This is a genomic window from Pseudomonas sp. H3_C08 (assembly GCF_054669455.1).
Window position 1 is genome coordinate 1,437,545 of sequence record NZ_CP162803.1, and the last position, 26,475, is coordinate 1,464,019.

The window sequence follows — 26,475 nt, forward strand, 5'->3', positions numbered from 1 at the left end:
CGAAAAGGTGTTTCTCCCCAATAGCCAGTCGAGATCGAAAAAAGTATCACCGCAGCGGCAATTATTTTTTCACTCAGGCCGGGGAGAGCATGACCCAGTAGCCATTCAAATGGCCGCTGACGAGGATCGGGTAGGTTTGCGCCAGCATGTTCAAGGTGCGTTGACTGTCGCTGATCGGGTAGGCGCCGGAAATGCGCAGATCGGCAATCACCGGATCGAGGCGCACGAAGCCGCGGCGATAGCGCGTGAGTTCGTCGACAAAATCGGCCAAACGCATCTTGTCAGCCATCAACATGCCTTGGCTCCAGGCGCCGACGTAGCGGTCGGCAACGCTGAGCTGGCCGAAGGTGTAGGAAGAGAAATCAGTGCGTTGACCGGCGTTGACGATCAGCGGCGTGGTCTGGCGATTGTCCGCGAGCTCGACTTTGACCGCGCCTTCCAGCACGGCGAGGTGGGTGCGCGGTTGCCGTTCGCGCACGGTGAAACGCGTGCCCAGCGCCTGCATCCGACCTTGACGGGTACTGACCAGAAACGGTCGCGCCAACGGTGAAATGTCCGGCGCGGTCTGCACCAGTATTTCGCCTTCGCGCAGGTGGATGAGGCGTTGATCGGCGTCGAACAGCACGTCGATGGCGGTGTCGGTGTTCAGGGTGATTTTCGAGCCGTCGGCCAGGGTCAGCTCGCGTTGCTGGCCAACGGCAGTGCGATAGTCGGCTGACCATTGTTGGGTTTCGGCCAGCTTCCAGCTGCCCCAGCCGGCCGGCAGGATCGCCAGAATCATCGCCAGTTTGCCCAGCGCCACACGGCGCTCCGGGCTGCTCGGGCGATCGAGCGCCGACATCGCCAGTGACGGTGGCAGGCCGCCGAGTTTGCTCTGCAACAACTGCGCCCGCGCCCAGGCACGACCGCGCTCGGGCGTGCTGGCTTTCCAGTATTCCCATTCGCCGCGTTCGCTGTCGCTGAGTTCGCCTTCACTCATGCGGATCAACCAGTCGGCGGCTTCTTCCAAGGCCTGGTGATCGAGATGCGGCTCATGGCGGCGGCTGAGCATTCACTCCACCAGCAACAGGCACTGCACGAAGGCTTGCTTCATGTAGCGTTTGACGGTGATCAGCGATACGCCCAACTGCTCGGCGATGTCGTCGTATTTCAGCCCGCTGATCTGCGACAACAGAAAGGCGCGTTTGACCAGTGGCGGCAGGGCGTCGAGCATCGCGTCGATTTCGTGCAGGGTTTCCAGCACCATGAAACGCAATTCTGGCGAAGGCACTTCCGGCGCCGGCACATGGGCGAGGGCTTCCAGATAGGCACGTTCCAGCGCCTTGCGTTGATACCAGTTGACCAGAATGCCCTTGGCCACGCAGCTCAGATACGCGCGTGGCTGCTCAATGACGGTGACTTGCGAGGCGAGGATGCGGGTGAAGGTGTCCTGCGCCAGATCCGCCGCATCCATGGCGTTTCCCAGTTTTTTCTCAGCGTCGCGTACAGCCAGCCGTGATGGCCGCTGTACAGGGCTTCGATCGCGCGCAGGTGATTGGCATTATTCGCGGGAAGGGTTTCGCTCATGGCTGCAGATTTTCATGCAATTGAGAAGTATTCCCAATGCTAGTTTACAACCCCTCTTTGACGCAAGCGCCGATTGGCGTCCTGTTCAGGCGCCCTATAAACCGCGCAGTGCAGCAACCATTGTGTCGATTTCCGCCTCAGTGTTGTACGCATGCACCGACGCACGGCTGACCTCCAGCAAGTCCCTGTGCTGCATGTCGAGCAGGGTCGAGCGGACCGTCGAGGTGCTGACGTTGATGCGCTTTTCCTGGCCGGTCAACCACTGCTGAACGTGCGTGGCGCTGCTGTCGCGATGAGTAAACGTGACGATGCCGGACTTCTGCACCCCGAGGTCTCGCGGCGTGATACCGGGGATATCTGTCAGTTGTCGGCGCAGGTAATCAGCCAGTTGCTGAATCCGCAGCCACATCGGTTCGATGCCTTGCGCCAGCGCGTATTCCACTGCCGCACCGAGGCCGAGTTTGGCGGTGACGTTGCATTCCCAGTTCTCGAAGCGTCGGGCATCGGCGCGGATCTTGAAAGTCTGGGCGTCCTGCAATGAGGCGGCATGCAAGTCGAGAAATGCCGGTTCCAGGTTCTGGCACAGGGACTTTTCGACATACAAGAAGCCCATCCCGCGCGGTCCGCGCAGGTATTTGCGACTGGTGGCCGCGAGCATGTGGCAGCCGATTTTCTGCACGTCGATCGGCATCTGCCCGACACCCTGACAGGCATCGAGCAGAAACAGCACGCCAGCCGAACGGGCGAGGGCGCCGATCTGCTCGATGGGTTGCACCGGGCCGCCATTGGTGGCGATCACCGGCAGCGAGATCAGCGCGACCCGATCATCGTCGAGCATGGCCGTTAGCGCCGACAGGGAAACCTGGCCGTGTTCATCGTTGGGGATGACCCGAATCTCGATGCCACGCCGCTGCTTCATTTGCAGATAGGGAATGTAGTTGCCGGCGTATTCGGTGGTCGACGTCAGCACCACATCGCCGGGTTTCAGCGGCAACGAATAGAACGCCATGTCCCAGGCGCGGGTCGCGTTCTCGATCACCGCAATTTCGTCAGGCTGAGCGTTGATCAATTGCCCGATGGCGGCGTAGACATTTTCCACTTCGGCCGATTGTTGCCCGGCGGCTTCGTAGCCGCCCAGATTCGCTTCAAGCTGAATATGACGGGTCATGGTTTCGATCACCGGCGCGGGCATCAGCGCCGCGCCGGCATTGTTGAAGTGGATCAGTTGCGCGACGGCGGGGGTGTCGGCGCGCAGTTGTTCAATGTTCAAAAGCAGACTCCTTGATCATTCCCCGTCTGGGGCTGGGCTCGGTTGCATCACCGCCGGCCAGTAGCGCAACGCGACGATCGGGATCAGTGCGACGACGTAAGCCAGGCAAACAAACAGATAGGTGTACTGCAAACCGTAGACCTGACTGAGCAGGCCGCCGGCGGAAATCCCCGCAATCGAAGCGAATTGCGCAGTGCCCTGAGCGATGCCCAGTACATGACCCTGTTGCGAGCTGTCGGCGGTCTTCGAGATCAGCGCCATCAACACCGGTGTAGTCGCACCCAGCAACACACCCCAAATGAAGTAGGCAATGACGAACACCAGCGGGTTGTGAGTGATTCCCGCCACCGCAGTGAGGACGATGCAGCCGATGACCACGTAAGTCATGCGCTGCAAGGTGTCCTGCTGACCACGGTGTTCGAAATAACGCGACCACGCCGTGGCCGACAGAATGAAGCCCAGCGCCAGCAAGCCGTAGCAGAGGCCGACCACCGAATTGCTGACCTCGAACACCGAGCTGACATACAGCGAAAACGAGGTCTGCGGCAGCATCCGCGCCAGCAACAGAATGCCCATCACACCGAGCAGCGACAGCAATGGTGAGCCTTGCCAGAGGCTGCCGGAACGCGCCGGTGCAGTTTTGTCGACGGCCACGGCTTTCTTTACCGGCGGCACGTCCGGCAAGGTCACGGCGGCGATCACGGTACACACCGCACACAGCGCCGAAGCGATGATGTTGATCCAGAAGAACGTCGCGTAATCGAGGATCAAACCGCCGACCACCGCACCCAGCAGCGAGCCGACGTTGGTCGAGATTTGCAGAATGGCGAACAGCCGTGCGCGCCGCGACGGCGCTTCAATGCTGACACCGTAGGCCTGTGCCGGCGCGATATAGCCGGCAAACGCACCTTGCAGAAAACGCAGGATCAGAATGATCCAGATATCACTGAACAGGGCCAGCCCAAGCTGGGTCAACGACAAGCCGGCGAGGGCGCGGATCATCATCAACTTGTGGCCGTAGCGATCACCGATCCGGCCCCAGAATGCACTGGTGAGAATAATGCCCAGCATCGGCCCGACGTACACGGCGATGCTGGCGAAGCTGAAAAGCGACTCTGACGTCGTCAGCCCACGCAGGTGGACAGGCCAGAACGGCCCGCTCATTTCCATCGCGCCCATCGATACCAACTGGATCGCAAATAGAAGATAAATCAGGATTCTTACTCTCGAACCCTGGATGGCACCTGCTTGGGACATGAGTCAGCCTCGGTTAAACGCTAGCGAGCGGGTTGGTCAGGGTGTGTTGCAAACGATAGTTGCTGTACTGCATCAAGTGCATGCGCAACAGCGAACGGGTTGGCCATGGCTCTTCGACGAACGCCTTGTGCTCGGTTTCCCACACGTCTGCCGCGACCCGGTCACGCACCGCTTCGAAGGCAAGGTCGGTTTCTTCGCGTAAGATTTGCCATAGCCGCGTGTTGTTGAAAGCGTATTCCTTGTTCAGCCACAAGGCCATTTCATGCAGGTGCGTGAGGAACGCCGCGTCGAGCACAAACATGCGCACCGGCTCGATATCACCGGAGAATACTGTCGGCAGAATACCCGGCTGCACGTGCGGTTGCAGGCTGTAACCACGGCCCTCGAGCAACGGCGCGTAAGTGCGGCCATCGCCGAAATCGCGGATCAGCAGACTACGTGCTTTGCCATCCGGGGAGAACAGCACCATGGTGTTTTGCTGGTGCGCCTCAAGGCCGATGCCGTACATCAAGTAGATCGCCACCACCGGGTGAGTCACCACCTTCGCGTACTCGCGGAACCAGCTCTCGACCTGCGCAGCATTGGCGCGCACACCGTCACGTTCAATCAGATCGGTGAACAGCGGACGACCACTGCCGGGCAAACGGGTGAACAGTGAAGCCACTGTTATCGGCAGGCATTCATCGTTGCGTTCAAACGCTGGCGCACTGGCGCGATAAACCACGGACAGATGACGGCCCGGGTGATCGTCCTGCGTCACCGCGTTTTTGTAACGCACACCGATTTCTTCCGGAAAGATTTCCAGGCGCTGATCGAAGCCGTTTTCCGTCTCGAGAATCTTGCTAATCACCGTGCTGATGCGCGGACCCATGTGAATCGACTTGGCTTGCAGGCTGCGCAGTTCGCTGGTCATCCATACCGCGATGGGCAGTTTGATCAGCGGCGCGGATTCGTCCAGTAGCGGCATCATCGTGCGATACGACATGGTCGGCAGGGTTGGCAGGTCCGGGCCATCGGTGATCAGAATGCCGTCGGCAATTTCCTGCGCGAAGGTTTCCAGCACGTAGGCTTGTAAATGCCAGCTGTGGATCGGCAAGGGCAGCCATTGGTTTTCGTCCAGCCCCTTGCTGTTGAGCGAGGCTTTCCATTGCGCCCATTGCGTCGGGAAATGCTCGGCGAACCAGGCGCGGTAATCGATCACGTGCGGCATGCTTTCGCTTTTCGCGTTGTCGGCGCGCAGTGCGGCGATGCGCAGCGGCACCTGTGCGTTGAACTCGGGCGACAGTTGCTCGACCTCTTCATCGGTCAGGCCCGGGCGGGCTTTCCAGGTCGGGTAATACGGGTGGCCTTCCAGCGAACCCCACTGGTCGAGCAGGATCGCGGCGTCCTTGGTTTTGGCGTGTTGGCGCAAGTAATCAGTAAAGCTGTGCAGTCCTTGATCCTTGGCGGCTTGTGCCAGTCGGGCGTTCCAGTGCTGGCGATGCTGACGGGCGTGGGCGTCGTTGGTCAGGCTGTTTTCCATGTCGGACTTGAGCCCGGCCACGCCTTCGTCGGTCGGGGCGAAGTCGAAACTGTCGCGCAGCACATCGAGCATGTCCTGGTGGCTGGTGATCACCTGGCGCACGCCTTCATCGGTGACCAACACCACGTCGCCGTCGTTGACCACGGTATCGGCCGGGCCTTTGGCGATGTCGGAAAAAGCCAGGTGGGCGCGGCCGCCCTTGAGCGGATACGTGGCCTGGTGGCCCTCGACGGAAAAGCTCAGGGCCGCTCGGTCGAGGATGTTTTCCGCAAACAGGCAACGCACCAGACGGCGCATGGCGTTTTTGCGGGAGTAGGCGATCAGTGTCTTGAAGTCATCCATATCAGCGGTCTGCTCGTCGAAAATTGAATAAGAAGATCAAGCGGCGGCGCTTGTCGTGTGCGGCCATTGGCGCGGGAAATAGTCGAGTGCCGAGTCGCGCAGGCCTTCCATGTAGGCCACGCTCCACTGCAGGACTTCCTCGATGTAAGGCACCTTGAGGTCGAAACGCTTGGCCATTTCCACCAGCAGCACCAGGCCGTAGGCGACGTCTTCGTTGAAGGCACGGCTCTCGCGCTCGATCACGTAACCGGCGCGGTTGTCCGCGGCCGGTACCATCGGCGCAAGGATGTCGTTGTAGGCCTGATTGGTGCGCAGGATCGACAGCATGCTGCTCGGGTCGCGGATCTGCTCACCGTAAGCCTCGACAATTTCCTGTTTCAGCGATTTCACCGAAGACAGGTCGATGCCCAGTCGCTGGCTGATCACCGCACACAGTTCCTGGCTTTCCTGATCCATGCGTTCAAGGAAGTACGCGCCGAGTTCCGGGCATTCGGTCCACCAGCACATGCGCTGCGGGAAGATCTTGCGGTGCCACTGGCCGTAGGGGCCGATGAGGCCGTAGATCACCGAGCTGTGCATGATCGGGTTGCCCGGCGTCAGGGTGATTTCCAGAAAATGCTCGAGCATCGTCACGCACGGGCCGTACAGTCGCGTGAGTATTTTTTCCAATTGGCGGCGCGCGGTTTGTGGCTCCCGGGCGTGGGTAGCGACGTACAACTGGCTTTTGCCGCCGCCCATTTTGATCGAGCGTCCCGGGGTCAATTCGAACGCCGTGTGCGGCACATCTTTCATGCCCCAGATCACCACGTTCGGTCGGTCGGGCAGGGTCGCTTCGGCCAGCCAGTCGAAACCGCAGAAGCCTGGAATAGCGCCGATGAACACTGGTTTGCTGGTGGTCAGATGCGGCGCGATATCTTTCAATGTTTGCGGGCGCGCATGGGCCGGCACAGTGATGATGACGATGTCTGCATCTTCCACCGCGGCTTTCGCGTCGCTGGTCACCCGATCCAACCGGGCGCTCAGGGTCGAGCCGTCGGGCAGCAGCGCCTGCATCGGCGTCTGGCGAGCGTGTTGTTCGATGACCTCCTGATTATGGGTGTGCATCGAAACCTGAACATTGGGTAGCTGCTTGAACAGGATGGCGTTGAGATGGCCGGTCCTGCCGCCACCACAGATGGCGACTTTCAACAGATTCATCGAGAGGCGTTCCTGTGTGAGGGGTGGGTCATGCGACGCTCAGTTGCAGCGGCGCGGAAACGCTGTCCAGCCAGTGGGTCTTGCCCAGCCAGGCGTCCAGTTGCGGGGCGATGCTCGGGTCGATCAGATCGCGCTCCTGCAGCCACTTGTCGTCGAACACGGTGTGCAGGTATTTCTCCCCACCGTCGGCAATCGGCACCACGACGTTGCCGCTCAGCACGCCTTTGTGGATCAACTCCAGTGCCTTGAAAATCGCACCGCCAGTGGAGCCGCCGACTAGCAGGGCGAAGTTACGCGCGATGTAGCGGGCGGTTTCGAACGCCTGCGAGTCGCTGACTTGCACGCCCAGATCGATGCAGCTGTAGTCGAGCACCAGACCCACGGTGTCGCCGGCCGGCGTACCGGTGCCGGATTGGTAGTACGGGTAGCCGGGGTGGCCGAAGACAATCGAACCGGCCGGTTCCACCGCGACGGTGACGGTGTCCGGGTTGTGCACTTTCAAGCCGCGTGCGATGCCGGTCATCGAACCGCCGGTGCCGACGCAGCCGACGTAAGCGCCGACCGCGCCTTCAGCCTGCACAATGGTTTCGCGGACGAAATCGCTGTAGCCGCCGGCATTGGCCGCATTGTCGGACTGGTTCATGAACACCGCGCCGGGAATCTCGCTGGCCAGTTCGGCAGCCATCTGTTGGCGCTCGACCACCGCGACTTCGTCTTCGCGATAGGTGCCTTTGACGAAACGAATGTCGGCACCGAGGGCCTTCATCACGGCGATCTTGTCTTGCGCGGCGTGGTGATCGACCACGGCAATGAAATGCAGGCCGAACTCGACTGCGGCCATGGCCAAGCCAATCCCGGTATTGCCCGACGACGATTCGACAACCACACCGCCGGGTTTCAGGCGACCGGACTTGAGCGCCGCCAGCACCATGTTGCGCGCCATGCGGTCTTTGATACTGCCGCCGGGATTGTTCTTTTCAATCTTCAATAACAAACGCGCGTTGGTATCCGGAACATCGATGCCCAACATCGGTGTATTACCAATAAGGTCAGAGACTTTATTCAAGATCATTGCAATTGTTCCCTTTAGTAGTCAGGTGAAAACGCATAGTTACCTTCCGTACAACAGGTCGCCGTCAACCGCCGGGGCAGGGGGTGGCGATGAAACTCGTTTTCCAGCAAGTCCATCTGGTAACCGGCGGTATTGATATAAATCAATAAGTCACCGGCTTGCGGTGCCGTCGAAAAGTTGATCAGGCGATGGGTAATGACGTCATCGTCCAGGCAACTATGGCCGGCGATATAAGCTTGAATCGGGGGGTGTGGCTGGTGTGTGGTGCTGATAAGTATCGGATCTACCAGATATTCCGAGGCAAACCAGGTTTCGCAAGCGCTGAAACTGCTGCCCTCCACGAAGATCACGGTTTTATTGTCAGCCAATTGTTTGCTTCGCGTGACGCGAAATACTGACATGGCGGCTTGATCGACCAGACTTCGGCCGGGTTCGAGTGCGAGCGTTATATTCTGAGTCTGCAAGTAATTGGCAATCGACAAACCTTGCGAATGCTCGGCTTCGAGCAATAACGTCAGCCATTGTGTCGCGGTCAGTTCACTGCCGTAAGGGTAATAAGTGGCGGGAACTTTCTGGTTGTAATAGTGGCTCGGGTTATTGTCATTTTGCAGGAACTGAGCGTAGGTCTGAGGTTCGACATAACGAATCGGCAAGCCACCACCGATGTCGATCATCTGCGGATTCAAGCCCATTTCCCTGGCCGCCTCGATAAATCCGCTGACCTCACGGAAGGCCTGTGCGCGGGATTCGAATCCATAGCCGCCGAGGTGAAAATGGAAACCTTCAAAATGAAAAAGCTCAGGTTTTTCTGTCAACCGTTGCAGGCATTGCAACAGGTCTTGCGAGCCCATCCCGAATCGGCTGTTCTGACTGCTTTTCGGTCTGTGACGCAGTAGCACTCTGGTTTTCGTCGGACCTGGTTGTGTGGGGATCACGCTATGCAGGTGATCGAATTCCTCTAGCGAATCCACACAAATCAATGAACCGGCGCTGATCAGCGCTTGATGGAAAACGGCTGTTTTGGCCGGTCCTGTGGCGCAGATTTTGGTGCCCGGCACACCTGTGCGCAGGGCAGCATTCAACTCGTGAATGCTCGACACATCGACGCCGATCCCCGAATTCGCTGCAGCGCCGAGCATGCTTTGCGACTTGTTGGCCTTGGCCCCGTAGAAAATGGCATGGGGAACCTGGTATTGCTTCAACACGTTCAGCAGCGCTTGCGTGTTTAATTCAAACGCATGGGGCCAGACCAGATTTAACGGCGAGCCATATTGTTCCACCAAGTCTGTAAGTTTGTTCGGGAACTTGTTGATAAACGTGGAAATAACCGGCTCGATCAGCGGCGTTAACATCTCCGGGTGATGAACTTTATACGGCTGCTCAACAGCAGATTTATTTGTTGTAGGCATAGTTAACCCCTGGCGTCGAAAGTTACGTCGCCATTGATAGTTCGATCACCGATCGTTATCGATGCAGGTCGTCTTTTTTGCTCGTCAGCGTCGAGGCTTTAAACAACTTGGAGGCGGATGCCAAGTGAAATCCGCTATTGGATCTGTAGCCCTGATCGTAATAAATGGTTCACAAAACAATTGCATGAGAACCCCATCCCATAAGGTTTTCGCGGATGTATTGAATGGCCATTAGTTGCTGGCCATTGCCCTGTAACAGCCTGTGGCTGATGTTTAAGTGACATCACTGACAGGTACTTTTGCAGATACCGATGACTTGCTTTGAAACGAGAATAGTTCCTCTTGGCGGCGTGAACAATATTGCGAACAGGAACGATTATCAAGTAAGGTTTTCAAATATTTTTCAATACCGACCTGCTCAAGGCGAATCCATGAACGTGTATTTACACGCTCAAGGACTCGTTCGTCCCTAGATTAAAAAGTCTCTTAATTGCTTGATCAATAAGGCGTTAAGGGCTGTTGCGATAAGCCTCGGAACGGCAGGCAAATCTGCCGTTGAACGGGCCTGAAAATTTTCACAAACCACGACGGGTTCACGTCAAAGGAGCAACGCCATGCAATCCGATCGACTCAGCCGCAAAGCGCCACTCGCGATCAGCTACCTGTTCGTGCCGGGCGACCGTCCCGAGCGTTTCTCCAAAGCCTGCGAAGCAGGGCCGGACGCGATCATTCTTGACCTCGAGGATGCCGTTCATCCTGACAGCAAAGCCGCCGCCCGTGACGCCATCCAGGCGTGGCAGGAGAAAACGCCGAGCGTTGCTTGTGAGCGTTACATTCGTCTGAACAGCGTCAGCAGTTCGCTGTTTCGCCAGGACCTGAGCTGGCTCAGCGACATGCGTTACCCCGAGCGTTGCAGCGGGATTTTCCTGCCCAAGGCCGAATGTCCCGAGACGCTGGCGCGGGCGGTCGAGCGCTTGCTGGAGTGGCAGCCGACGCTGGCGATCGTCGCGATCATCGAGACCGCCAAAGGTCTGCAGCAGGTCGAGTCGATCGCTGCGATTGCGGGCGTGGCGCGGCTGGCGTTTGGCTCGCTGGATTTCTCGCTCGATATCAACTGCAGCCAAGTGCCCGAGGCGTTTCTGTTTGCCCGCAACCGCATCGTGCTGGCGTCGCGCACGGCGGATCTGCCGTCGCCGATCGACGGCGTGACGCCGGCAATCAACGACTTGGCGGTGGTTGCCCAAGACGCGCAATACGCGCGTTCGCTGGGCTTCGGCGCCAAGCTGTGTATCCATCCCGGGCAACTGGCGACGGTGCAGTGCGCCTTCCTGCCGGACTCGCGCCAACTGGCGTGGGCCGATCGAGTGATGCGAGCGGTGGCCACGGGCAGTCACGCGGTGCAGGTGGACGGCGAGATGGTCGACTTGCCGCTGATCGAACACGCCCAACGCCTGCTCGATGTGGCCAGTCAGCATGCGCCATTGGCCCGCGCCGATGCCTGCTGAATCCCCGGCGAATCAGGAGATCACCATGGACCACGGTTATCAGATTGCGCTGCGGCCACTTTGCGAAGTGTTGCAGTCGGAGCAGGTTGATCCAGCAAACGTGACGCTGCTGCGCGAGTCGATTGTCCGTGCCGGGCATTGGCTGGAACCGATCATCGTCGAGCGTTCGCGCGGCATCGTGATGGACGGCAATCACCGTTTCACCGCCGCGTTGCAGTTGGGCTTGAGACGGGTGCCGTGCATCCAGCTCGACTACTCCGATCCGCGCGTCTGTGTGCGGCATTGGCAAACCGGACAAGCGTTCGAGGTGGCGCGGATTTTCACCACCATCGCTCGCGGCGAGATTTTTCCGTACAAGACCACCCGGCACGCGTTTGACCCCGCGCTGCCGCTGATCGCGATTCCGCTGGAGCGCCTCTACGCCTGACCCTGATCGGGCGACGGAAAAAAACTTTACTGCGGGTGATACTTTTTCGCAGATCGACTGGCAATAGGAGTGATTACCATTTTCCCTCGATGAAAAGGATCCTCACGTCATGCCTGTTGTCAGTCGTCCTTGCGGTGAGCGGGTGTTAGCACTCGCCGTGCGTACCGCCATGCTGAATTTCGTTTTAGTCGCAGGAAGCGCCAACGCTTGGGCCGCCAGCCCCGAGCAACCAGGCGTTGCCGCCGACCCGACTGCGAACGCCGCGCCGGACGCGCTGACCCTCGACACCACCAACGTCAACGCCCGTTACAACGGTGCGACTGCCTTGCCGGAAACCCTCGCCGGTGGTCAGGTGGCGCGCGGCGCACGGCTGGGCATGCTGGGCAACAAAGACGTGATGGACACGCCGTTCAGCGTCACCAGTTACACCGCCAAAACCCTCGCCGATCTGCAAACCGTGACCGTCGCCGATGCGCTGGAACGTGATCCTTCAGTGCGCTCGACCGGGCAGACTGGTGGTATCGTCGACTCGTTTTTCATCCGTGGCTTCCCGATTGGCGAAGGCAACCTTGGTGAGCTGGCGTTCGACGGCGTCTACGGTGTCGCGCCGAATTATCGGGTGTTCACCGACTACGCCGAGCGCGTTGAAGTGCTCAAGGGGCCGGGTGCGTTGATGTACGGCATCTCGCCGAACAGCGGCGTCGGCGGCGTGATCAACATCGTGCCCAAGCGTCCGCTGGATGAAGACCTGACCCGGTTCACCGGCACCTATGCCTCGGATTCTCAGGTCGGTGGGCATCTGGATCTGAGCCGGCGCTTCGGTTCGGAAAACCAGTTCGGCGTGCGTTTCAACGGCAACCTGCAGGGGGGCGATACCGCCGTCGATGATCAGCATCGCGACCTCGGTGTCGGTGCGATCGCCCTGGATTATCGCGGCGAGCGTCTGCGCCTGAACCTCGATTACATCAGCCAGAAAGAAAGCTGGGAGGGCGCTTCGCGGCCCTTCACCATTGCGCCGGGCGTTGATGTGCCGTCTGCGCCGAACGGCCGCACCAACCACTCGCAGGACTGGGGCTGGTCGGATACCAAAGAGCAGTCGGCGTTGCTCGGTGGAGAATATGACCTGACCGACAACGTCACCGTGTTCGCCCATGCCGGTGGCGGCAAGTCCGACGTCAAACGCCTGTCCGACCAGGTGCCGAGAATCCTCAACGACGCTGGCGATACCAGCAACATTCCCGGTTACTACAAATTCAACGTTGATCGCTCGACGGCTGACGTCGGTATGCGTGGTGTGTTTGCCACTGGCCCGATCACTCACACCACCACGGTCATGGCGACCCGTTATCAGGATGAGCTGTCACGCGGCATCAACAACGGCACGGCTATCCTGTCGAATATCTACCACCCGATCGACAGACCGCAGCAGTACATCAACTCGCCAAAAGTGTTGCGCGTTTCCGAATCGGAGCTGTCCGGCGTGGCGTTGACCGACACAATGTCGATGCTCGATGACCGCTTCCAGTTGACCCTCGGCGTGCGTCGTCAGGACATCGAATCGCGTAACTACAACGCGGCCGGTGCGGTCAGTTCGAAATACAAGGACAACGCCACGAGCCCGCTGGTCGGCGTGGTGGTCAAGCCTTGGGAAGACGTTTCGCTCTACTACAATTATGTCGAAGGCTTGAGCAAGGGCGACATCGCCCCGGGCACGGCGTCCAATGCCGGCGAAACCTTTGCCCCGTACGAATCCAAGCAGCATGAGATTGGCGTCAAGTACGAGCACGGTACGTTCATGACCACGCTGGCGTTGTTCCAGATCCAGAAGCCGAGCGGTGAAGTCGGTGCCGACAACGTGTTCTCTGTGCAGGCCGAACAACGCAACCGTGGTGTCGAGTTGAGCATGTTCGGCGAAGTGGCACCGGGCACTCGCCTGATGGGCGGCGTGACCGTGCTCGACGGCGAGCTGACCGATTCGGCGACCAAGGCCAACCGTGGCAACAAACCGGTCGGCGTGCCGGACGTGCAAGCCAACGTATGGGCCGAATGGGACACGCCATGGCTTGAAGGCTTCACCCTTACCGGCGGTGCGATTTACACCGACAGCCAGTACGTCAACCAGGCCAACACTCAGGAACTGGATGCCTGGACCCGCTTCGATGCCGGCGCGCGTTATGCGACCAAAATCGAAGGCCGGCCCACCACGTTCCGCGCCACCGTGCAGAACGTCTTCGATCGTGAGTACTGGTCGGGCGTGGCGTCCTACGGCGCATTCTCTCCGGGTTATCCACGGACCTTGCAGTTGTCGGCCACGGTCGATTTCTGATGTGAACGGGCAGGGCGTAACGGTCGCCAACGGCGGTTACCGATTTTCCTTCTATATATAGTTTCACGATCACGTTGGCTGTCCGAGACGTGGTCCGGCAGGCGGGCAGCAATTGCTGTCCGCCTGAACCTTTCAGAAAAGGAGTATTCGCCATGTTTAACAACCCAGGCGTGGGGGCGGTAAATGCACCGTTGGCTTTTCGGACAGCGAACAACCCATTGGCTTTTGAGTGTGATCGCAGCGCCAATGCGCATATTCGCGAACTGCTGCGCCACTTTGAGCTGCGCACTAGTCTGATCCGCTTCAAAGTCATCAATGCACTGGTGGTGGCCGGCCGTGATGGACATGGGATCGGGGTGAATGGTGTACATGCGTTTGTCGAGTCTTCATCGCCCGAGCTGTCGTTCGTCAGTGTGCGTGAAGTGCTCAAGCGTCTGGGGGAAGTGGGGCTGATCGTGCTTGGGAGTGACAAGACCTACCGATTTTCCTCTGCGGCCATGGAATTGCTGCAGCTACAGAGCCCCCGTGTATTTCACGGCGGCGGCTGCCCGGGAGGGCACGTTCAGCGTGCGTAATAAAGAAGACACATGAATGCGTACCGTGAACGGTGAGATCTCCAGTTCGCGGGCGATTTCCTTGTTGGTCTTGCCTTGGGCAATCAAGCGCAGTACGTCTTGCTGACGAGGCGTGAGAGCGGCGCCGGTTTCCAGCGGCAGCAGGCCTGACGGCGCGAACTTCACCAGTACATCACCTTCGCGAATTGCCAGAATTGCCTGACCGATTTCGTCCGGAGCGATGTTTTTGCCGATAAAACCGTCGATACCGGCGGCCATGACTTCGCTGATCAGCGACTCATCATCGACCATCGACACCACAATCAGCGTGGTGCGCGGCAAGCGCTGGCGCAGCCCGGCGAGCTGGCTGACGCAGGTCAGTCCAGGAAAACGCAGATCGAGTATCAGGGTGTCGGGCTCTTCACCCGAGAGCAGCAGCGTCAGCACCGTGTCGAGATCGCCGGCTTCGTCGATGACGGCTGCGGGGAGTAAACGCTGCACCGTGCGCAACATTGCCTCGCGAAACAGCGGGTGATCGTCGGCTATGATAATTCGGCATGTCATGGCATGACCCTCCCTGGGTCAGGCGTTGCTCAAGTCCTGCACATTAGCACCGAGCGCAAGGGTTGCCTGTAGGCTGCTTCTGAATCTGACGAATACCGCACAAGGACGTTTCCCATGAAGTTCGAGAAAAACACCGAACTGGACCAGGCCAATCTGCGCATTATCATCGCCGCGATTGCCGTGGTTTACATGCTCGTCCTCGGTTTTTTGCCGGGACAGCGCTTCGATACGTATTTGCCCGTGATCACTTACATTGGCCTGTTTTTGCTGGCCTCGATCGGTTTGCGTCAGGCGATTGCACGCTGGCCGGGGCATTACCCGGCGCGGCGGATTTTTTCCATGGTCCACGATTACACCGGCACCTGTTTCGGTCTGGTGGTCGGTGGCGAGGCGGCGTTGCCGCTGTATACGGTGATCATTTGGGTCAACCTTGGCAACGGCATGCGCTACGGCTCGCGCTATCTAGCGATTGCCACCGGGCTGGCGTTGCTCGCGCTGCTGTGTGTGTATCGCCTGTCGCCGGTGTGGCAAGCGCAACCTTTCATGGTGTTGATGCTGATGCTCACCAGCACGGTGATTCCGTTCTATGCGCACTTGTTGCTGGAACGCACGCGCAAGGCCTCCGAAGAAGCGGTGGCGGCGAATCTGGAAAAGTCGCGGTTTCTCGCCCAGGCCAGTCATGATTTGCGTCAGCCGATTCATTCCATCGGCCTGTTTACCGCTTGCCTGCGGGAATCACGGTTGGGCGATGAGGAGCGGCGTCTAGTCGATAACATCGACCGATCGCTGCTCAATGTTTCGCAACTGTTCCGCTCGATTCTCGATCTGTACACCCTCGATAACGGCCGGGTTCTGCCCAAACTGCAAACCGTTAATTTAGGTGAGTGGCTCGCCGATCTGATTCGCCAGAACGCTGAAGCAGCACGTTGGGCCGGAGTCGAGCTGCGGTTGCGCCCCTGTGAGTATTGGGTGCGCACGGATCCGGCGTTGCTGGCGACCCTGGTGCAGAACGTGCTTTCCAACTGCTTCAAATACGGAGCGCAGCGGCCGGTGCTGATCGGCGTGCGCCGGCGCGGAGCGGGGCTGGCCATCGTGATCTATGACCTTGGCAACGGCATCGCCGAAGCGCATCTGGCCAAGGTGTTCGAGGAGTTTTATCGGGTGCGGCAAGTGCGCGACAAAGACGTCGAAGGCGTCGGGCTCGGGTTGTCGATCGTCAAGCGTCTGGGCGAGTTGATCGGTGTCGGCGTTGACCTGCGTTCGCGGCTTGGGCGGGGAACGGCAGTAACCTTGTACGGCCTGTCAATCGCTGCGCCCGCGCCGTTAACGGTCAATCGCGACGAGGCGCGTCAGGTCGGTTTGCTCACCGGGTTGAAGGTATGTCTGGTGGAGGATGATCGCAACGTATTGCTCGCGACTTCGGCGCTATTGGAGCGTTGGGGCTGTGTAGTTCAAGCGGAACTGAGCGGGCAGGATTTGATGACCGACTGCGACATCATCGTTGCCGACTATGACCTCGGCACCCACGCCACTGGCATCGAGTGCATTGACGATGTCCGCAAGCGGAGAGGCTGGGCGGTTCCGGCAATGATCATCACCGGGCACGACGTCGAAAAAATCCAGGCGGCTTTGCACGACCGCCAGATCGCCATTCTGTCCAAACCGGTACGCCCGGCCGAACTGCGCGCGACCCTACGAGCCCTGCGTGACTGCGAAACCCAAACCGTGTAGGAGCTGCGGCACGCTGCGATCTTTTGCTCTTCATTTTCAGGATCAAAATCAAAAGACCGCAGCCTCGTTGCACTCGACAGCTCCTACAAAGTTAGTGCTTGTTCAGCGCTTGCACAGGTAATCCTGGGTGATGGTGGTCTGCAGGCAGTTGTACTGGCCCATGGTCCGGCAGATGTTTTTTTCGGAGCCAGTGACTTCGGCGTTTTTGTAGCCCCAGGTCTTGCAGCGTTGTGCGGCGACGGTCAGACCTTGTTCGGCGCTGGTCTGGCCGCTTTCGAATTGGCCCAGTTCATAGGAGACCTGGACGACGCCATCGTTTTTGCTGCCGCCAGTGGCTTCCCATTGTTTCGGCGTGGCGCAGCCAGTGAGGAACAGGGCGCTGAGGGTGAGTGTTGCGATCAGGGTTTTCATGGTGTTTCTTCCTTGGTGTTGTTCTGATTTCCAGGCACAACGATCCCGTACGCTGCGAACAGGCAACGTTGAGGAGCATCGAGGGGTGCGGGGGAATATAACGCCAGCGGACAGGGCGGTCGATTAGCACAAATGTGCTAGTGCAGTGGGGGGGATCGACGGCCGTTAGGCGCTTCTCTTCCTGCCCGATTCGGGCAAAGCTCGAATCAGTCTAAAAACACTGAACCGCGTCGGCGAGCCTTTGCTAGGCTCAAAGATGTAGGCGAAGACGCAGACTGATGCGCAATCGGATAGCAAGGGGGCGTGGGGCGCGCTCCGAAAGGTACACGGTTAGAAAGATCTCCGCGCTGAGATCCAGCCCTTATGCCGTGTGAAGCAGCCGAGGCACTAACTTTCAATTTGACCCGGTACTGTGGGAAGCCCGATAAACCTTGTAAGCCAGAGACCAGCACTGGCCGCCTACTCGAACACCAAAGCCCGCTTCGTGCGGGCTTTGTCGTTCCTGCAAGGTCAGATCGATTGCAGCGCCTGCGCCAGGTCGGCACGCAGGTCTTCGACGTCTTCGACGCCCACCGACAGACGCACCAGGCCATCGCCAATCCCCAGTTTCGCCCGGGTATCAGCCGGAATGGTCGCGTGAGTCATGATCGCCGGATGCTCGATCAGGCTCTCCACACCGCCCAGACTTTCCGCCAACGCAAAGATCTTCACGTTCTCCAAAAACCGCCGCGCACCTGCCAGATCGCTGTTCAGATCAACAGAAATCATCCCGCCAAAACCACGCATCTGGCGCTTGGCTAACTCATGCTGCGGATGCGAGGCCAGTCCCGGGTAGTAGACGCGTTTGACCTGCGGCTGCTGCTCCAGCCACTGCGCCAGATCCAGTGCGTTGCTGCAATGACGTTCCATGCGCAGGGCCAAAGTCTTCACCCCGCGCAGGGTGAGAAATGCATCGAACGGCCCGGCAATCGCACCGACCGCGTTCTGCAAGAAGCCCAGCTTCTCGGCCAGTTCTTGGTTCTGGCCGACCACGGCGATGCCGCCGATTACATCGGAGTGACCGTTCAGGTACTTGGTGGTCGAGTGCAGCACGATGTCGAAACCCAGCTCCAGCGGCCGCTGGATATACGGGCTGGCAAAGGTGTTGTCGGCCACGCTGATGATCCCGCGAGCGCGGCAGATACGGGCGATAGCGGCGAGGTCCGACAGGCTCAGCAGCGGGTTGGTCGGTGACTCGACAATCACTAGGCGGGTGTCGTCCTGCAGCGCCGCTTCGAACGCCGCCAGGTCAGTCAGATCGACGTAGCTGAAACGGTGTCCGGCACTGCGCTGACGGACCTTGTCGAACAGGCGGAACGTGCCGCCGTACAAGTCATTGCCGGAGATGACGTGCGAACCGGCATCGATCAGTTCGAGCACCGTGGAAATCGTTGCCAGCCCGGAGGCGAACGCGAACGCCTGGGTGCCGCCTTCCAGGTCCGCCACGCAACGCTCCAGGGCAAAACGCGTCGGGTTGTGCGAGCGCCCGTAATCGAAACCCTTGTGCACGCCGGGGCTGTCTTGCAGATAGGTGGAGTTGGCGTAGATCGGCGGCATCAGCGCGCCGGTGGTCGGATCCGGCGTCTGCCCGGCGTGGATCACCCGGGTCGCGAAGCCTTGGGATTTATCGTCGTGCTGACTCATGCGAGGGATCTCCGTAATTGGTTGAGCATGTCGGTGCGGGTGATCAGGCCATGGAAGCCCGATGCATCGGCAATGATCGCGACGAGGCCACGGCTGAGCACCGCTTCCAGCTCAGCAAGGCTGGCGCCAGGGGCGAGGGTTTGCAGTTTGTCGGTCATCACGCTGGACACTGATTGGCTGAAGCGGGCGGCGTCTTCGTGCACCGCCAGCAGGATGTCCGACTCGTCGATCACGCCGACCAGTTGCTTGCCTTCCACCAGCACTGGCAATTGTGAGACATCCGCCAGGCGCATGCGCTGGAACGCGGTCAGCAGAGTGTCGTCGGGGCCGACACTGATCACGCGGCCGTCCTCGAAACGCCGGGCGATCAGGTCGCGCAAATCGCCGTAGCCCTTGCGCTGCAACAGGCCCTGATCGGTCATCCACTGGTCGTTGTAAACCTTCGACAGGTAGCGCGTGCCGGTGTCGCAAACGAAGCTGACCACACGTTTCGGCTCGGTCTGTTCGCGGCAGTAACGCAGCGCCGCAGCGAGCAGAGTGCCGGTCGACGAGCCGCCGAGAATGCCTTCGGCCTTGAGCAATTGGCGGGCGTGAGCGAAGCTTTCTTCATCGCTGATCGAATAGGCGTGGCGCACGCTGGAGAGGTCGGTGATCGACGGAATGAAGTCCTCGCCGATGCCTTCCACCGCCCATGAACCGGGCTTGGGCAGAGAGCCGTCGCGGCTGTATTGCGCCATCACCGAACCGACCGGGTCGGCTAGGACCATTTCCAGATCCGGCTGCACGCGTTTGAAGAAGCGGCTCAGGCCCGTCAGCGTACCGGCCGAACCGACACCGACGACGATTGCGTCCAGATCATGTTCGGTCTGCGCCCAGATCTCCGGCGCGGTGCTGCATTCGTGGGCCAGCGGGTTGGCCGGGTTGTTGAACTGGTCGGCGAAAAATGCGCCGGGAATATCTTTCGCCAAACGTGCGGCGACATCCTGGTAATACTCGGGATGACCCTTGCCGACGTCGGAGCGGGTGATGTGCACTTCGGCGCCCATGGCCTTCAAGTGCAGGACTTTCTCGGTGGACATTTTGTCCGGCACCACCAGCACCACGCGATAACCTTTGGCGCGGCCAACCAGTGCCAGGCCCAGGCCGGTGTTGCCGGCGGTGGCTTCGACGATGGTGCCGCCGGGTTGCAGACGACCATCACGCTCGGCAGCGTCGATCATGGCCAGACCGATACGGTCCTTGATCGAACCACCGGGGTTCTGCGATTCGAGCTTGAGAAACAGTGTGCACGGGCCAGTATCGAAACGAGTGACTTGAACCAGCGGAGTGTTGCCTATCAGCCCAAGTACGGCAGGGCGTGATTCCTTTGACATTTCTTCACCTCTTAATGGTGTTGATCGCGTTCCAATCGCGGGGAAAAGACTCGCGTGCAACATAGGCTCAGACATCAGCTGTCGCAACCTTTAGTCGGCCGCAAATGCTGCCATTTCGATCTAACGATAGATCGAAATCAGAGACCTGCCTGGGCGGGTTCGAGTGCGTTTACACAGAGGCGTCATTGAGTTTTCAAAGGGCGTCTTCAGGGCGACGAACAGCTTGAATTGGCGAGAAATTCCCTGCCGCAAAAAACCGTTCATCCTTCACGCGCGCTCTCGGCTCCGGAGTGTTTACAAGCGACAAGCAGCAATCTTTTTATCATGAGGGAAACTCGTGTTGATCGCGATTAAAATGAGTTTGTCTCACCAGTGACCGATGCCGACAATGGCCGCCATCAACAGAACATTGGAGTTGTTTGTTATGGCACTGGCCCATTCCCTTGGATTTCCGCGCATCGGTCGCGACCGCGAACTGAAGAAAGCACAAGAGGCGTTCTGGAAAGGAGAACTGAACGAGGCTGGTCTGCGTGCAGTCGGTCGCGAGCTGCGCAAGACCCACTGGGACCTGCAGAAAAACGCCGGTATCGAATTGCTGCCGGTCGGCGATTTCGCTTGGTACGACCAGGTCCTGACGCACTCGCTGATGTTTGGCGTGATCCCTGAGCGCTTCCGCCCGCACGATGGCAAAGCCAATCTGCAAACTTTGTTTGGCATGGCTCGTGGCGTCAGCGACAGCTGCTGCGGCGGTGCGCACGCCCAGGAAATGACCAAGTGGTTCGACACCAACTATCACTATCTGGTCCCGGAATTCAGTGCGGATCAACAGTTCCAGTTGGGCTGGGAGCAGTTGTTCGAAGAAGTCGAAGAAGCCCGTGCGCTGGGCCACAACGTCAAACCGGTGATTATCGGCCCACTGACGTATCTGTGGCTGGGCAAGGCCAAGGGCGCGGAATTCGACAAGCTGGAATTGCTCGATCGTTTGCTGCCGCTGTACGGCCAGATCTTCGCGCGCCTCGCCGCTCAAGGTGTGGAATGGGTACAGATCGACGAGCCGATTCTGGTCCTTGATCTGCCGCAGGAATGGAAGAACGCGTTCGAGCGTGCCTACAACCAGATTCAGCGTGATCCACTGAAGAAACTGCTCGCGACTTACTTTGGTGGTCTGGAAGAAAACCTTGGTCTGGCTGCCAACCTGCCTGTCGATGGTCTGCACATTGATCTGGTGCGCGCACCGGAGCAGTACCCGACCATTCTCGATCGTCTGCCGGCCTACAAAGTGTTGTCCCTGGGCGTGGTCAATGGCCGGAATGTCTGGCGCTGCGATCTGGAAAACGCCTTGGCGACATTGCGCCATGCCCATGAGCGTCTGGGTGATCGCCTGTGGGTCGCGCCGTCCTGCTCGCTGCTGCACAGCCCGGTGGATCTGGGTCGTGAAGACAAGCTCGATGCCGAACTGAAAAGCTGGCTGGCCTTTGCCGTCCAGAAGTGTGAAGAAGTGGCAATTCTGGCGCATGCCGTCAATCAGCCGGAAGCGCCGAAAGTGCTACGTGCATTGACTGAAAGTCGCTCGGTGCAGGCTGCACGTGCAGCTTCCCCGCGCATTCACAAACCTGCGGTTCAGGCGCGAGTTGCGGCGATCACGGCCAAGGACAGCCAGCGTCAGTCGCTGTTTGCCCAGCGCATCGCCAAACAGCGCGCGGGTCTTGATCTACCAATGTTCCCAACCACGACGATCGGATCGTTCCCGCAAACCGCGTCGATCCGCCTCGCTCGTCAGTCGTTCAAACAGGGCAAGCTGACCGAAGCCGAATACACCGAAGCCATGCACAGCGAGATCCGCCACGCGGTGGAAATCCAGGAACGTCTGGGCCTCGATGTGCTGGTGCACGGTGAGGCCGAGCGTAACGACATGGTCGAGTACTTCGCCGAGCAACTGGATGGCTACGTATTCACCCGGTTTGGCTGGGTGCAGAGCTACGGTTCGCGTTGCGTGAAACCGGCGGTGATCTTCGGCGACCTCAGCCGCCCGAAAGCCATGACGGTCGAATGGATTCGCTACGCCCAAGGTCTGACCGACAAGGTCATGAAAGGCATGCTGACCGGCCCGGTGACCATGCTGATGTGGTCGTTCCCGCGTGAAGATGTCAGCCGTGAAGTGCAGGCCCGGCAACTGGCGCTGGCGATCCGCGATGAAGTGGTCGATCTGGAAGCCGCCGGTATCAAGATCGTGCAGATCGACGAAGCGGCGTTCCGTGAAGGTCTGCCGTTGCGTCAGGCGCAGTGGCAGCCTTATCTGGACTGGGCGACGGAAGTGTTCCGTTTGTGCGCCTCCGGTGTGCGCGACGAAACGCAGATCCACACGCACATGTGCTACAGCGAATTCAACGATGTGATCGAGTCGATTGCAGCGATGGATGCCGACGTGATCACCATCGAAACCTCGCGTTCCGACATGGAGTTGCTGGATGCCTTCAAAGCCTTCGCCTACCCGAACGAAATCGGCCCGGGCGTCTACGACATTCACTCGCCACGCATCCCGGATGCTTCGGAAATGGCTAATCTGCTGCGCAAGGCTGCCAAGCGGATTCCGGCCGAGCGGCTGTGGGTCAACCCGGATTGCGGTTTGAAAACCCGTGGCTGGCCGGAGACGGAAGCGGCGCTGGTGCACATGGTTACCGCCGCCCGGCAACTGCGTAAAGAGCTGGCGTAACGCTCGGGTTGCATGAAATAAAACACCTGTGGGAGCGAGCTTGCTCGCGAAAGCGTCCATTCAGTCAACATCAATGTTGGATGATCTGCCGCCTTCGCGAGCAAGCTCGCTCCCACAGGGTTTTGGGCAAGTCATGAGATTCTGAATGGCCTCGCGGGACCTGTTGTTGCTACTGTGGCCAGCCGCAATCCAGGTGTTTGCCGCTGCATGAATCATCAACCCATTATCCAAACCGTGTCTGACGCAGACATTCCCGAGGTGCTGGATTTTGTTCTAAACGCCCGTGCCGAGCTTTTCCCCAAGCTCAGCGCGACCGGCATACCCGACGATCTGGCGCGTTTTGCCGAGGTTTATCTGCGTGGGGCAGGGCGCTTTCTGATCGCTCGTCATGCGGGGCAGATCGTGGCCTCGATCGGCTATCTCTCCTACGACCGACGCTTCCCGAACCTTGATTATCCCGGCCGCAAGGTAGTGGAAATCGTGCGCCTGTTCGTCGTGCCTTCACAACGGCGTTCCGGGTTGGCCGCGGCGTTGTACCGATCACTCAAAGACCTGGCATTCGCCGACGGCGTCGAGGTGATCTACCTGCACACCCATCCATTTCTGCCGGGCGCCATCGAATTCTGGCAGCGCCAAGGCTTCAAGATTATCGACGTCGACGCTGACCCGGTCTGGCAAACAACCCACATGCACAACGTCATGAGTGAAATCTGAGAATTTGCGCCCCATCGAACGGGTCCGTCAGGTAATGCGCCCTGACCCCGAACGTCTCCTGTAAGCGCTGCGGTGTCAGCACCTCCAGCGGCTTGCCCAACGCCACCAGCCGCCCGCGTTCCAGCACCGCCAGACGATCACACTTCAGCGCCTGATTGAGATCATGCAGAGCAATCAGCGTGGTCACCGGCAACGCCCGCACCACGTTGAGAATGGTCAGCTGATGTTGAATGTCGAGGTGGTTGGCCGGTTCGTCCAGCAACAGGATTTGCGGTCGCTGCGCCAGGGCTCGAGCGATGTGTACCCGTTGTCGCTCACCACCGGACAGGCTGCGCCAGAGACGGGTACGCAGGTGCATCGCGTCGACGTCGGTCAGCGCCTGCTGAACAATGGCGTCGTCGGCCGCCGACCACGGTTGCAGCGCCGACAGCCAAGGCGTGCGCCCCAGCGCGACAGCGTCGAACACGCGAATGCCGTCGTCGGTGTCGGCCTGCTGTTCGACCACCGCAAGCTTTTGCGCAATGCTGCGCCGGGCCATTTTGCCCAGGCGCAGACCGTCGAGCAGCACCTCGCCAGCGCTCGGTTCACGCAGCCCGGCCAGCAACTTCAACAGAGTGGATTTGCCCGCGCCATTCGGCCCGACAATGCCCAGGGTTTCGCCACGCTGAACCTCAAGGCTGACACCGTTGAGCAACTCGGCGCCGCGCACCCTGAAGCTCAGGCCGGAACAACTCAAAACACTGTTCATCGTGCCGACCTGCGGCCAACCAGAATCAAGGCAAACACCGGCGCCCCGACCAGCGCGGTAATCACCCCGACCGGAATCACCTGGCCCTTGATCAGTGTGCGCGACAGCACATCGGCGGCTATCAGAAACACCGCGCCACCCAACGCACTGGCCGGCAGCAACCGCGCATGACCGGTGCCCAGCAACAGACGCGCGGCATGAGGAATGACCAGACCGACAAAACCGATCGAGCCGACAATCGACACCATCACTGCCGTCACCAGCGCTGCACAACCGATCAGCAGAATCTGCACACGCCGCACCGGAATGCCGAGCGACGCCGCCGAATCCGCACCAAAGGTAAACGCATCTAGCGCCCGCCGATGCCACAGGCACACAACCAACCCCAATACGGCCACTGGCACCGCCAGCCACACCGATGGCCAGCGCACGCCGCCAAGATTGCCCAGCAACCAGAACATGATGCCGCGTGCCTGCTCGGAGCTGGCCGAGCGGGTGATCAGAAACGCCGTCAGCGCATTGAACAGCTGCGAACCGGCGATCCCCGCGAGAATGATCTGCCCGGTACCGCTGGCCGAGCCGCTGACCCGCGCCAGCACAATCACCAGCACGAACGCCGTGACCGCGCCGGCGAAGGCACCGACCGAGAGTGAGATGATCCCGGCACCTACGCCAAGCAGCGCGACCATCACCGCCCCGGTCGAGGCGCCGGCAGAAATGCCCAGTAGATAGGGGTCGGCCAACGGATTGCGCAGCAGCGACTGCAAAATCACTCCGCAGGTCGCTAACCCTGCACCGCATGCCGCCGCGACCAATGCCCGGGTCAGGCGGTAGTTCCAGACGATGCCTTCATCGATCGGGTCGAGGACATGCCCGGCGCCCCACAATTTGTTCGCCAGCACTTGCAACACCACGTCCGGTGCAATCGAGGTTTCCCCGATGGCCACGCCGGCGACCACTGCAATCAACAGGGTCGCCAGGGCCAGGAGCGTGCGGATCAGGCTGGCACTCATTGCGACAGGTCATAGCCGTTGATGGCCGTGGCCAATTGTTCGATGCCCTCGAACATGCGCAGGCTCGCCTGCAGGGCCATGGCGTCGAGAATGATGATGCGGTTGTGTTTCACCGCGTCCATGTTGCGCGTCACCGGGTCGCTGCGCAGGAAGGCGAGCTTCTTTTCATAGTCGTCGGCGGGGAAGCGTCGGCGATCCATGCGCGCGATGACGAGGAAGGTCGGGTTGGCCTTGGCGATGGTCTCCCAGCCGACCGTTGGCCACTCTTCATCGGACTCCACCACGTTGAGCACGCCGAGGGTGCTGAGCATGAAATCGGGAATGCCTTTGTGCCCGGCCACGAATGGCTCGATGTCCATTTGTGCGCTGGAGAACCACACCAGCGCACTGGCGTCTTTGAGCTGTTTGCCTTGGGCGGTGGCAATCGATTTGGCGAGACTGGCCTTGAGTTGATCATTGAGCTGCTGGCCACGCTCTTGAACATCGAAGATCTGCGCCAGTTGGCTCACGCTCTTGTAAATGGAGTCAATGCGAAACGGCGCCAGTCGCGTGCCATCGGCGCCGACGAGGTTGTCCTTGGCTTCGCAATCGGAAGGCAGCAGGTACGTTGGAATCTTCAGTTCATGAAACTGCTCGCGCGTGCCCACCGCGCCTTGCGGGCCGACCATCCATTCCAGTTCCACGGCGACCAGTTCCGGACGCTTGCCGATTACCGACTCGAAACTCGGCTCGTTGTCAGCCAGACGCTCGATCTTGTCATCCTGCGCTTTGTATTTGGCCAGCACATTGTTGAACCACAGTGAGGTGCCGACGACTTTGTCGCCCAGGCCCATGGCGTAGAGCATCTCCGTGCCGGCCTGGCCGATGGTCACGGTGCGCGTCGGTGCGTGCTGGAAGGTCAGGGTGCTGCCGCAGTTCTCGATCGTCAGTGGATAGACAGTCGGTGCCGCCTGCGCCAGGGCGCCAAGGCTCAGGCCGGTAATGAGGGTGGCAACGCGGGGCAGCAGCATGGGGCAGTCTCCAGGGGAACCGTACGGGGAGCGGGAGAGTACGGTCTGGAAACACACCATCGAACGCG

General features: G+C 59.8%; 21 protein-coding genes and 1 pseudogene. 7 read left to right on the top strand and 15 right to left on the bottom strand.

Annotated elements, in window-relative coordinates; genetic code table 11:
* Nucleotides 1-73: 73 nt before the first annotated feature.
* From AB4N74_RS06700 to AB4N74_RS06735, 8 genes and pseudogenes are all read right to left on the bottom strand, one after another.
* Nucleotides 74-1,051: a FecR domain-containing protein gene (locus AB4N74_RS06700; RefSeq protein WP_257358276.1), complete on the bottom strand. Its 978-nt coding sequence runs from the start codon at nucleotides 1,049-1,051 to the stop codon at nucleotides 74-76.
* A pseudogene (locus AB4N74_RS06705) lies at nucleotides 1,052-1,566 on the bottom strand (sigma-70 family RNA polymerase sigma factor).
* Nucleotides 1,567-1,660: 94 nt separating this feature from the next.
* The gene (locus AB4N74_RS06710) at nucleotides 1,661-2,836 is read right to left on the bottom strand and encodes an aminotransferase class V-fold PLP-dependent enzyme (RefSeq protein WP_093437650.1); all 1,176 of its coding nucleotides are present in this window, start codon (nucleotides 2,834-2,836) and stop codon (nucleotides 1,661-1,663) included.
* 15 nt (nucleotides 2,837-2,851) lie between these two features.
* On the bottom strand, nucleotides 2,852-4,093 hold the full coding sequence (locus tag AB4N74_RS06715; protein WP_093437654.1) for an MFS transporter: 1,242 nt from the start codon (nucleotides 4,091-4,093) through the stop codon (nucleotides 2,852-2,854).
* A gap of 13 nt (nucleotides 4,094-4,106) precedes the next feature.
* Nucleotides 4,107-5,957, bottom strand: a complete 1,851-nt coding sequence (locus AB4N74_RS06720) for an IucA/IucC family protein (protein WP_093437659.1) — start codon at nucleotides 5,955-5,957, stop codon at nucleotides 4,107-4,109.
* Nucleotides 5,958-5,993: 36 nt separating this feature from the next.
* The gene (locus tag AB4N74_RS06725; protein ID WP_093437664.1) at nucleotides 5,994-7,154 is read right to left on the bottom strand and encodes an NAD/NADP-dependent octopine/nopaline dehydrogenase family protein; all 1,161 of its coding nucleotides are present in this window, start codon (nucleotides 7,152-7,154) and stop codon (nucleotides 5,994-5,996) included.
* A gap of 28 nt (nucleotides 7,155-7,182) precedes the next feature.
* A complete protein-coding gene (locus AB4N74_RS06730; RefSeq protein WP_093437669.1) occupies nucleotides 7,183-8,226 on the bottom strand; it encodes a PLP-dependent cysteine synthase family protein in 1,044 nt (347 codons plus the stop codon).
* A gap of 14 nt (nucleotides 8,227-8,240) precedes the next feature.
* Nucleotides 8,241-9,635 (bottom strand): Y4yA family PLP-dependent enzyme, encoded by a 1,395-nt coding sequence (locus AB4N74_RS06735; protein ID WP_460098852.1) that lies wholly within the window; start codon nucleotides 9,633-9,635, stop codon nucleotides 8,241-8,243.
* A 614-nt stretch (nucleotides 9,636-10,249) separates the two neighbouring features.
* On the opposite strand from AB4N74_RS06735, the gene AB4N74_RS06740 reads away from it, so the two are divergent.
* The 4 genes from AB4N74_RS06740 (at nucleotide 10,250) to AB4N74_RS06755 (ending at nucleotide 14,468) form a co-directional block, all read left to right on the top strand.
* Nucleotides 10,250-11,140 (top strand): HpcH/HpaI aldolase/citrate lyase family protein, encoded by an 891-nt coding sequence (locus AB4N74_RS06740; protein ID WP_460098855.1) that lies wholly within the window; start codon nucleotides 10,250-10,252, stop codon nucleotides 11,138-11,140.
* Nucleotides 11,141-11,165: 25 nt separating this feature from the next.
* Entirely contained in the window at nucleotides 11,166-11,567 is a 402-nt protein-coding gene (locus AB4N74_RS06745) for a ParB N-terminal domain-containing protein (protein ID WP_093437685.1), read from the top strand.
* A 109-nt stretch (nucleotides 11,568-11,676) separates the two neighbouring features.
* Nucleotides 11,677-13,893, top strand: coding sequence for a TonB-dependent receptor (locus AB4N74_RS06750; RefSeq protein ID WP_093437693.1), 2,217 nt, complete (start codon nucleotides 11,677-11,679; stop codon nucleotides 13,891-13,893).
* 152 nt (nucleotides 13,894-14,045) lie between these two features.
* Complete coding sequence (locus AB4N74_RS06755; protein ID WP_093437698.1) at nucleotides 14,046-14,468, top strand: fe2+ zn2+ uptake regulation protein; 423 nt, start codon at nucleotides 14,046-14,048, stop codon at nucleotides 14,466-14,468.
* Here the strand turns inward: AB4N74_RS06755 and AB4N74_RS06760 are convergent.
* Entirely contained in the window at nucleotides 14,406-15,011 is a 606-nt protein-coding gene (locus AB4N74_RS06760; protein WP_093437702.1) for a LuxR C-terminal-related transcriptional regulator, read from the bottom strand. The two genes, AB4N74_RS06755 and AB4N74_RS06760, sit on opposite strands and share 63 nt — an antisense overlap.
* 114 nt (nucleotides 15,012-15,125) lie before the next feature.
* Between AB4N74_RS06760 and AB4N74_RS06765 the strand changes: the two genes are divergently transcribed.
* A complete protein-coding gene (locus AB4N74_RS06765; RefSeq protein WP_093437705.1) occupies nucleotides 15,126-16,742 on the top strand; it encodes an ATP-binding response regulator in 1,617 nt (538 codons plus the stop codon).
* 102 nt (nucleotides 16,743-16,844) lie between these two features.
* Here AB4N74_RS06765 and yecR read toward each other — a convergent pair whose 3' ends face one another.
* From yecR to AB4N74_RS06780, 3 genes are all read right to left on the bottom strand, one after another.
* Complete coding sequence (yecR, locus tag AB4N74_RS06770) at nucleotides 16,845-17,153, bottom strand: YecR family lipoprotein (protein ID WP_007918065.1); 309 nt, start codon at nucleotides 17,151-17,153, stop codon at nucleotides 16,845-16,847.
* 510 nt (nucleotides 17,154-17,663) lie between these two features.
* Nucleotides 17,664-18,836 (bottom strand): cystathionine gamma-synthase, encoded by a 1,173-nt coding sequence (locus tag AB4N74_RS06775; protein ID WP_102902144.1) that lies wholly within the window; start codon nucleotides 18,834-18,836, stop codon nucleotides 17,664-17,666.
* Nucleotides 18,833-20,209, bottom strand: coding sequence for a pyridoxal-phosphate dependent enzyme (locus tag AB4N74_RS06780; RefSeq protein ID WP_093437711.1), 1,377 nt, complete (start codon nucleotides 20,207-20,209; stop codon nucleotides 18,833-18,835). Before AB4N74_RS06780 ends, AB4N74_RS06775 begins: the two co-directional genes overlap by 4 nt.
* Nucleotides 20,210-20,633: 424 nt before the next feature.
* On the opposite strand from AB4N74_RS06780, the gene metE reads away from it, so the two are divergent.
* Both metE and AB4N74_RS06790 read left to right on the top strand, forming a co-directional pair.
* Nucleotides 20,634-22,922 (top strand): 5-methyltetrahydropteroyltriglutamate--homocysteine S-methyltransferase, encoded by a 2,289-nt coding sequence (gene metE, locus AB4N74_RS06785; protein WP_460098863.1) that lies wholly within the window; start codon nucleotides 20,634-20,636, stop codon nucleotides 22,920-22,922.
* 207 nt (nucleotides 22,923-23,129) lie between these two features.
* Nucleotides 23,130-23,636, top strand: coding sequence for a GNAT family N-acetyltransferase (locus tag AB4N74_RS06790; RefSeq protein WP_414925794.1), 507 nt, complete (start codon nucleotides 23,130-23,132; stop codon nucleotides 23,634-23,636).
* Here AB4N74_RS06790 and AB4N74_RS06795 read toward each other — a convergent pair.
* Genes AB4N74_RS06795 through AB4N74_RS06805 form a run of 3 tightly spaced genes read right to left on the bottom strand, consistent with a single transcriptional unit; the run spans nucleotide 23,620 to nucleotide 26,407 of the window.
* Entirely contained in the window at nucleotides 23,620-24,384 is a 765-nt protein-coding gene (locus tag AB4N74_RS06795; protein WP_460098866.1) for an ABC transporter ATP-binding protein, read from the bottom strand. The genes AB4N74_RS06790 and AB4N74_RS06795 overlap by 17 nt on opposite strands.
* Nucleotides 24,381-25,385, bottom strand: coding sequence for a FecCD family ABC transporter permease (locus AB4N74_RS06800; protein ID WP_175559651.1), 1,005 nt, complete (start codon nucleotides 25,383-25,385; stop codon nucleotides 24,381-24,383). The genes AB4N74_RS06795 and AB4N74_RS06800 overlap by 4 nt, the downstream gene beginning before the upstream one ends.
* A gap of 8 nt (nucleotides 25,386-25,393) precedes the next feature.
* Nucleotides 25,394-26,407 carry an ABC transporter substrate-binding protein gene (locus AB4N74_RS06805; RefSeq protein WP_460098868.1) on the bottom strand — a complete coding sequence of 338 codons (1,014 nt, stop codon included), beginning with the start codon at nucleotides 26,405-26,407 and terminating at the stop codon, nucleotides 25,394-25,396.
* Nucleotides 26,408-26,475 lie beyond the last annotated feature (68 nt).

Coding starts and splice junctions, on each gene's coding strand:
- AB4N74_RS06740 (WP_460098855.1), top strand. CDS start 10,250: ATGCAATCCGATCGACTCAGCCGCAAAGCGCCACTCGCGATCAGCTAC.
- AB4N74_RS06805 (WP_460098868.1), bottom strand. CDS start 26,407: ATGCTGCTGCCCCGCGTTGCCACCCTCATTACCGGCCTGAGCCTTGGC.
- AB4N74_RS06725 (WP_093437664.1), bottom strand. CDS start 7,154: ATGAATCTGTTGAAAGTCGCCATCTGTGGTGGCGGCAGGACCGGCCAT.
- AB4N74_RS06795 (WP_460098866.1), bottom strand. CDS start 24,384: ATGAACAGTGTTTTGAGTTGTTCCGGCCTGAGCTTCAGGGTGCGCGGC.
- AB4N74_RS06730 (WP_093437669.1), bottom strand. CDS start 8,226: ATGATCTTGAATAAAGTCTCTGACCTTATTGGTAATACACCGATGTTG.
- AB4N74_RS06765 (WP_093437705.1), top strand. CDS start 15,126: ATGAAGTTCGAGAAAAACACCGAACTGGACCAGGCCAATCTGCGCATT.
- AB4N74_RS06790 (WP_414925794.1), top strand. CDS start 23,130: ATGAATCATCAACCCATTATCCAAACCGTGTCTGACGCAGACATTCCC.
- AB4N74_RS06775 (WP_102902144.1), bottom strand. CDS start 18,836: ATGAGTCAGCACGACGATAAATCCCAAGGCTTCGCGACCCGGGTGATC.
- AB4N74_RS06700 (WP_257358276.1), bottom strand. CDS start 1,051: ATGCTCAGCCGCCGCCATGAGCCGCATCTCGATCACCAGGCCTTGGAA.
- AB4N74_RS06715 (WP_093437654.1), bottom strand. CDS start 4,093: ATGTCCCAAGCAGGTGCCATCCAGGGTTCGAGAGTAAGAATCCTGATT.
- AB4N74_RS06720 (WP_093437659.1), bottom strand. CDS start 5,957: ATGGATGACTTCAAGACACTGATCGCCTACTCCCGCAAAAACGCCATG.
- metE (WP_460098863.1), top strand. CDS start 20,634: ATGGCACTGGCCCATTCCCTTGGATTTCCGCGCATCGGTCGCGACCGC.
- yecR (WP_007918065.1), bottom strand. CDS start 17,153: ATGAAAACCCTGATCGCAACACTCACCCTCAGCGCCCTGTTCCTCACT.
- AB4N74_RS06745 (WP_093437685.1), top strand. CDS start 11,166: ATGGACCACGGTTATCAGATTGCGCTGCGGCCACTTTGCGAAGTGTTG.
- AB4N74_RS06760 (WP_093437702.1), bottom strand. CDS start 15,011: ATGACATGCCGAATTATCATAGCCGACGATCACCCGCTGTTTCGCGAG.
- AB4N74_RS06780 (WP_093437711.1), bottom strand. CDS start 20,209: ATGTCAAAGGAATCACGCCCTGCCGTACTTGGGCTGATAGGCAACACT.
- AB4N74_RS06735 (WP_460098852.1), bottom strand. CDS start 9,635: ATGCCTACAACAAATAAATCTGCTGTTGAGCAGCCGTATAAAGTTCAT.
- AB4N74_RS06755 (WP_093437698.1), top strand. CDS start 14,046: ATGTTTAACAACCCAGGCGTGGGGGCGGTAAATGCACCGTTGGCTTTT.
- AB4N74_RS06750 (WP_093437693.1), top strand. CDS start 11,677: ATGCCTGTTGTCAGTCGTCCTTGCGGTGAGCGGGTGTTAGCACTCGCC.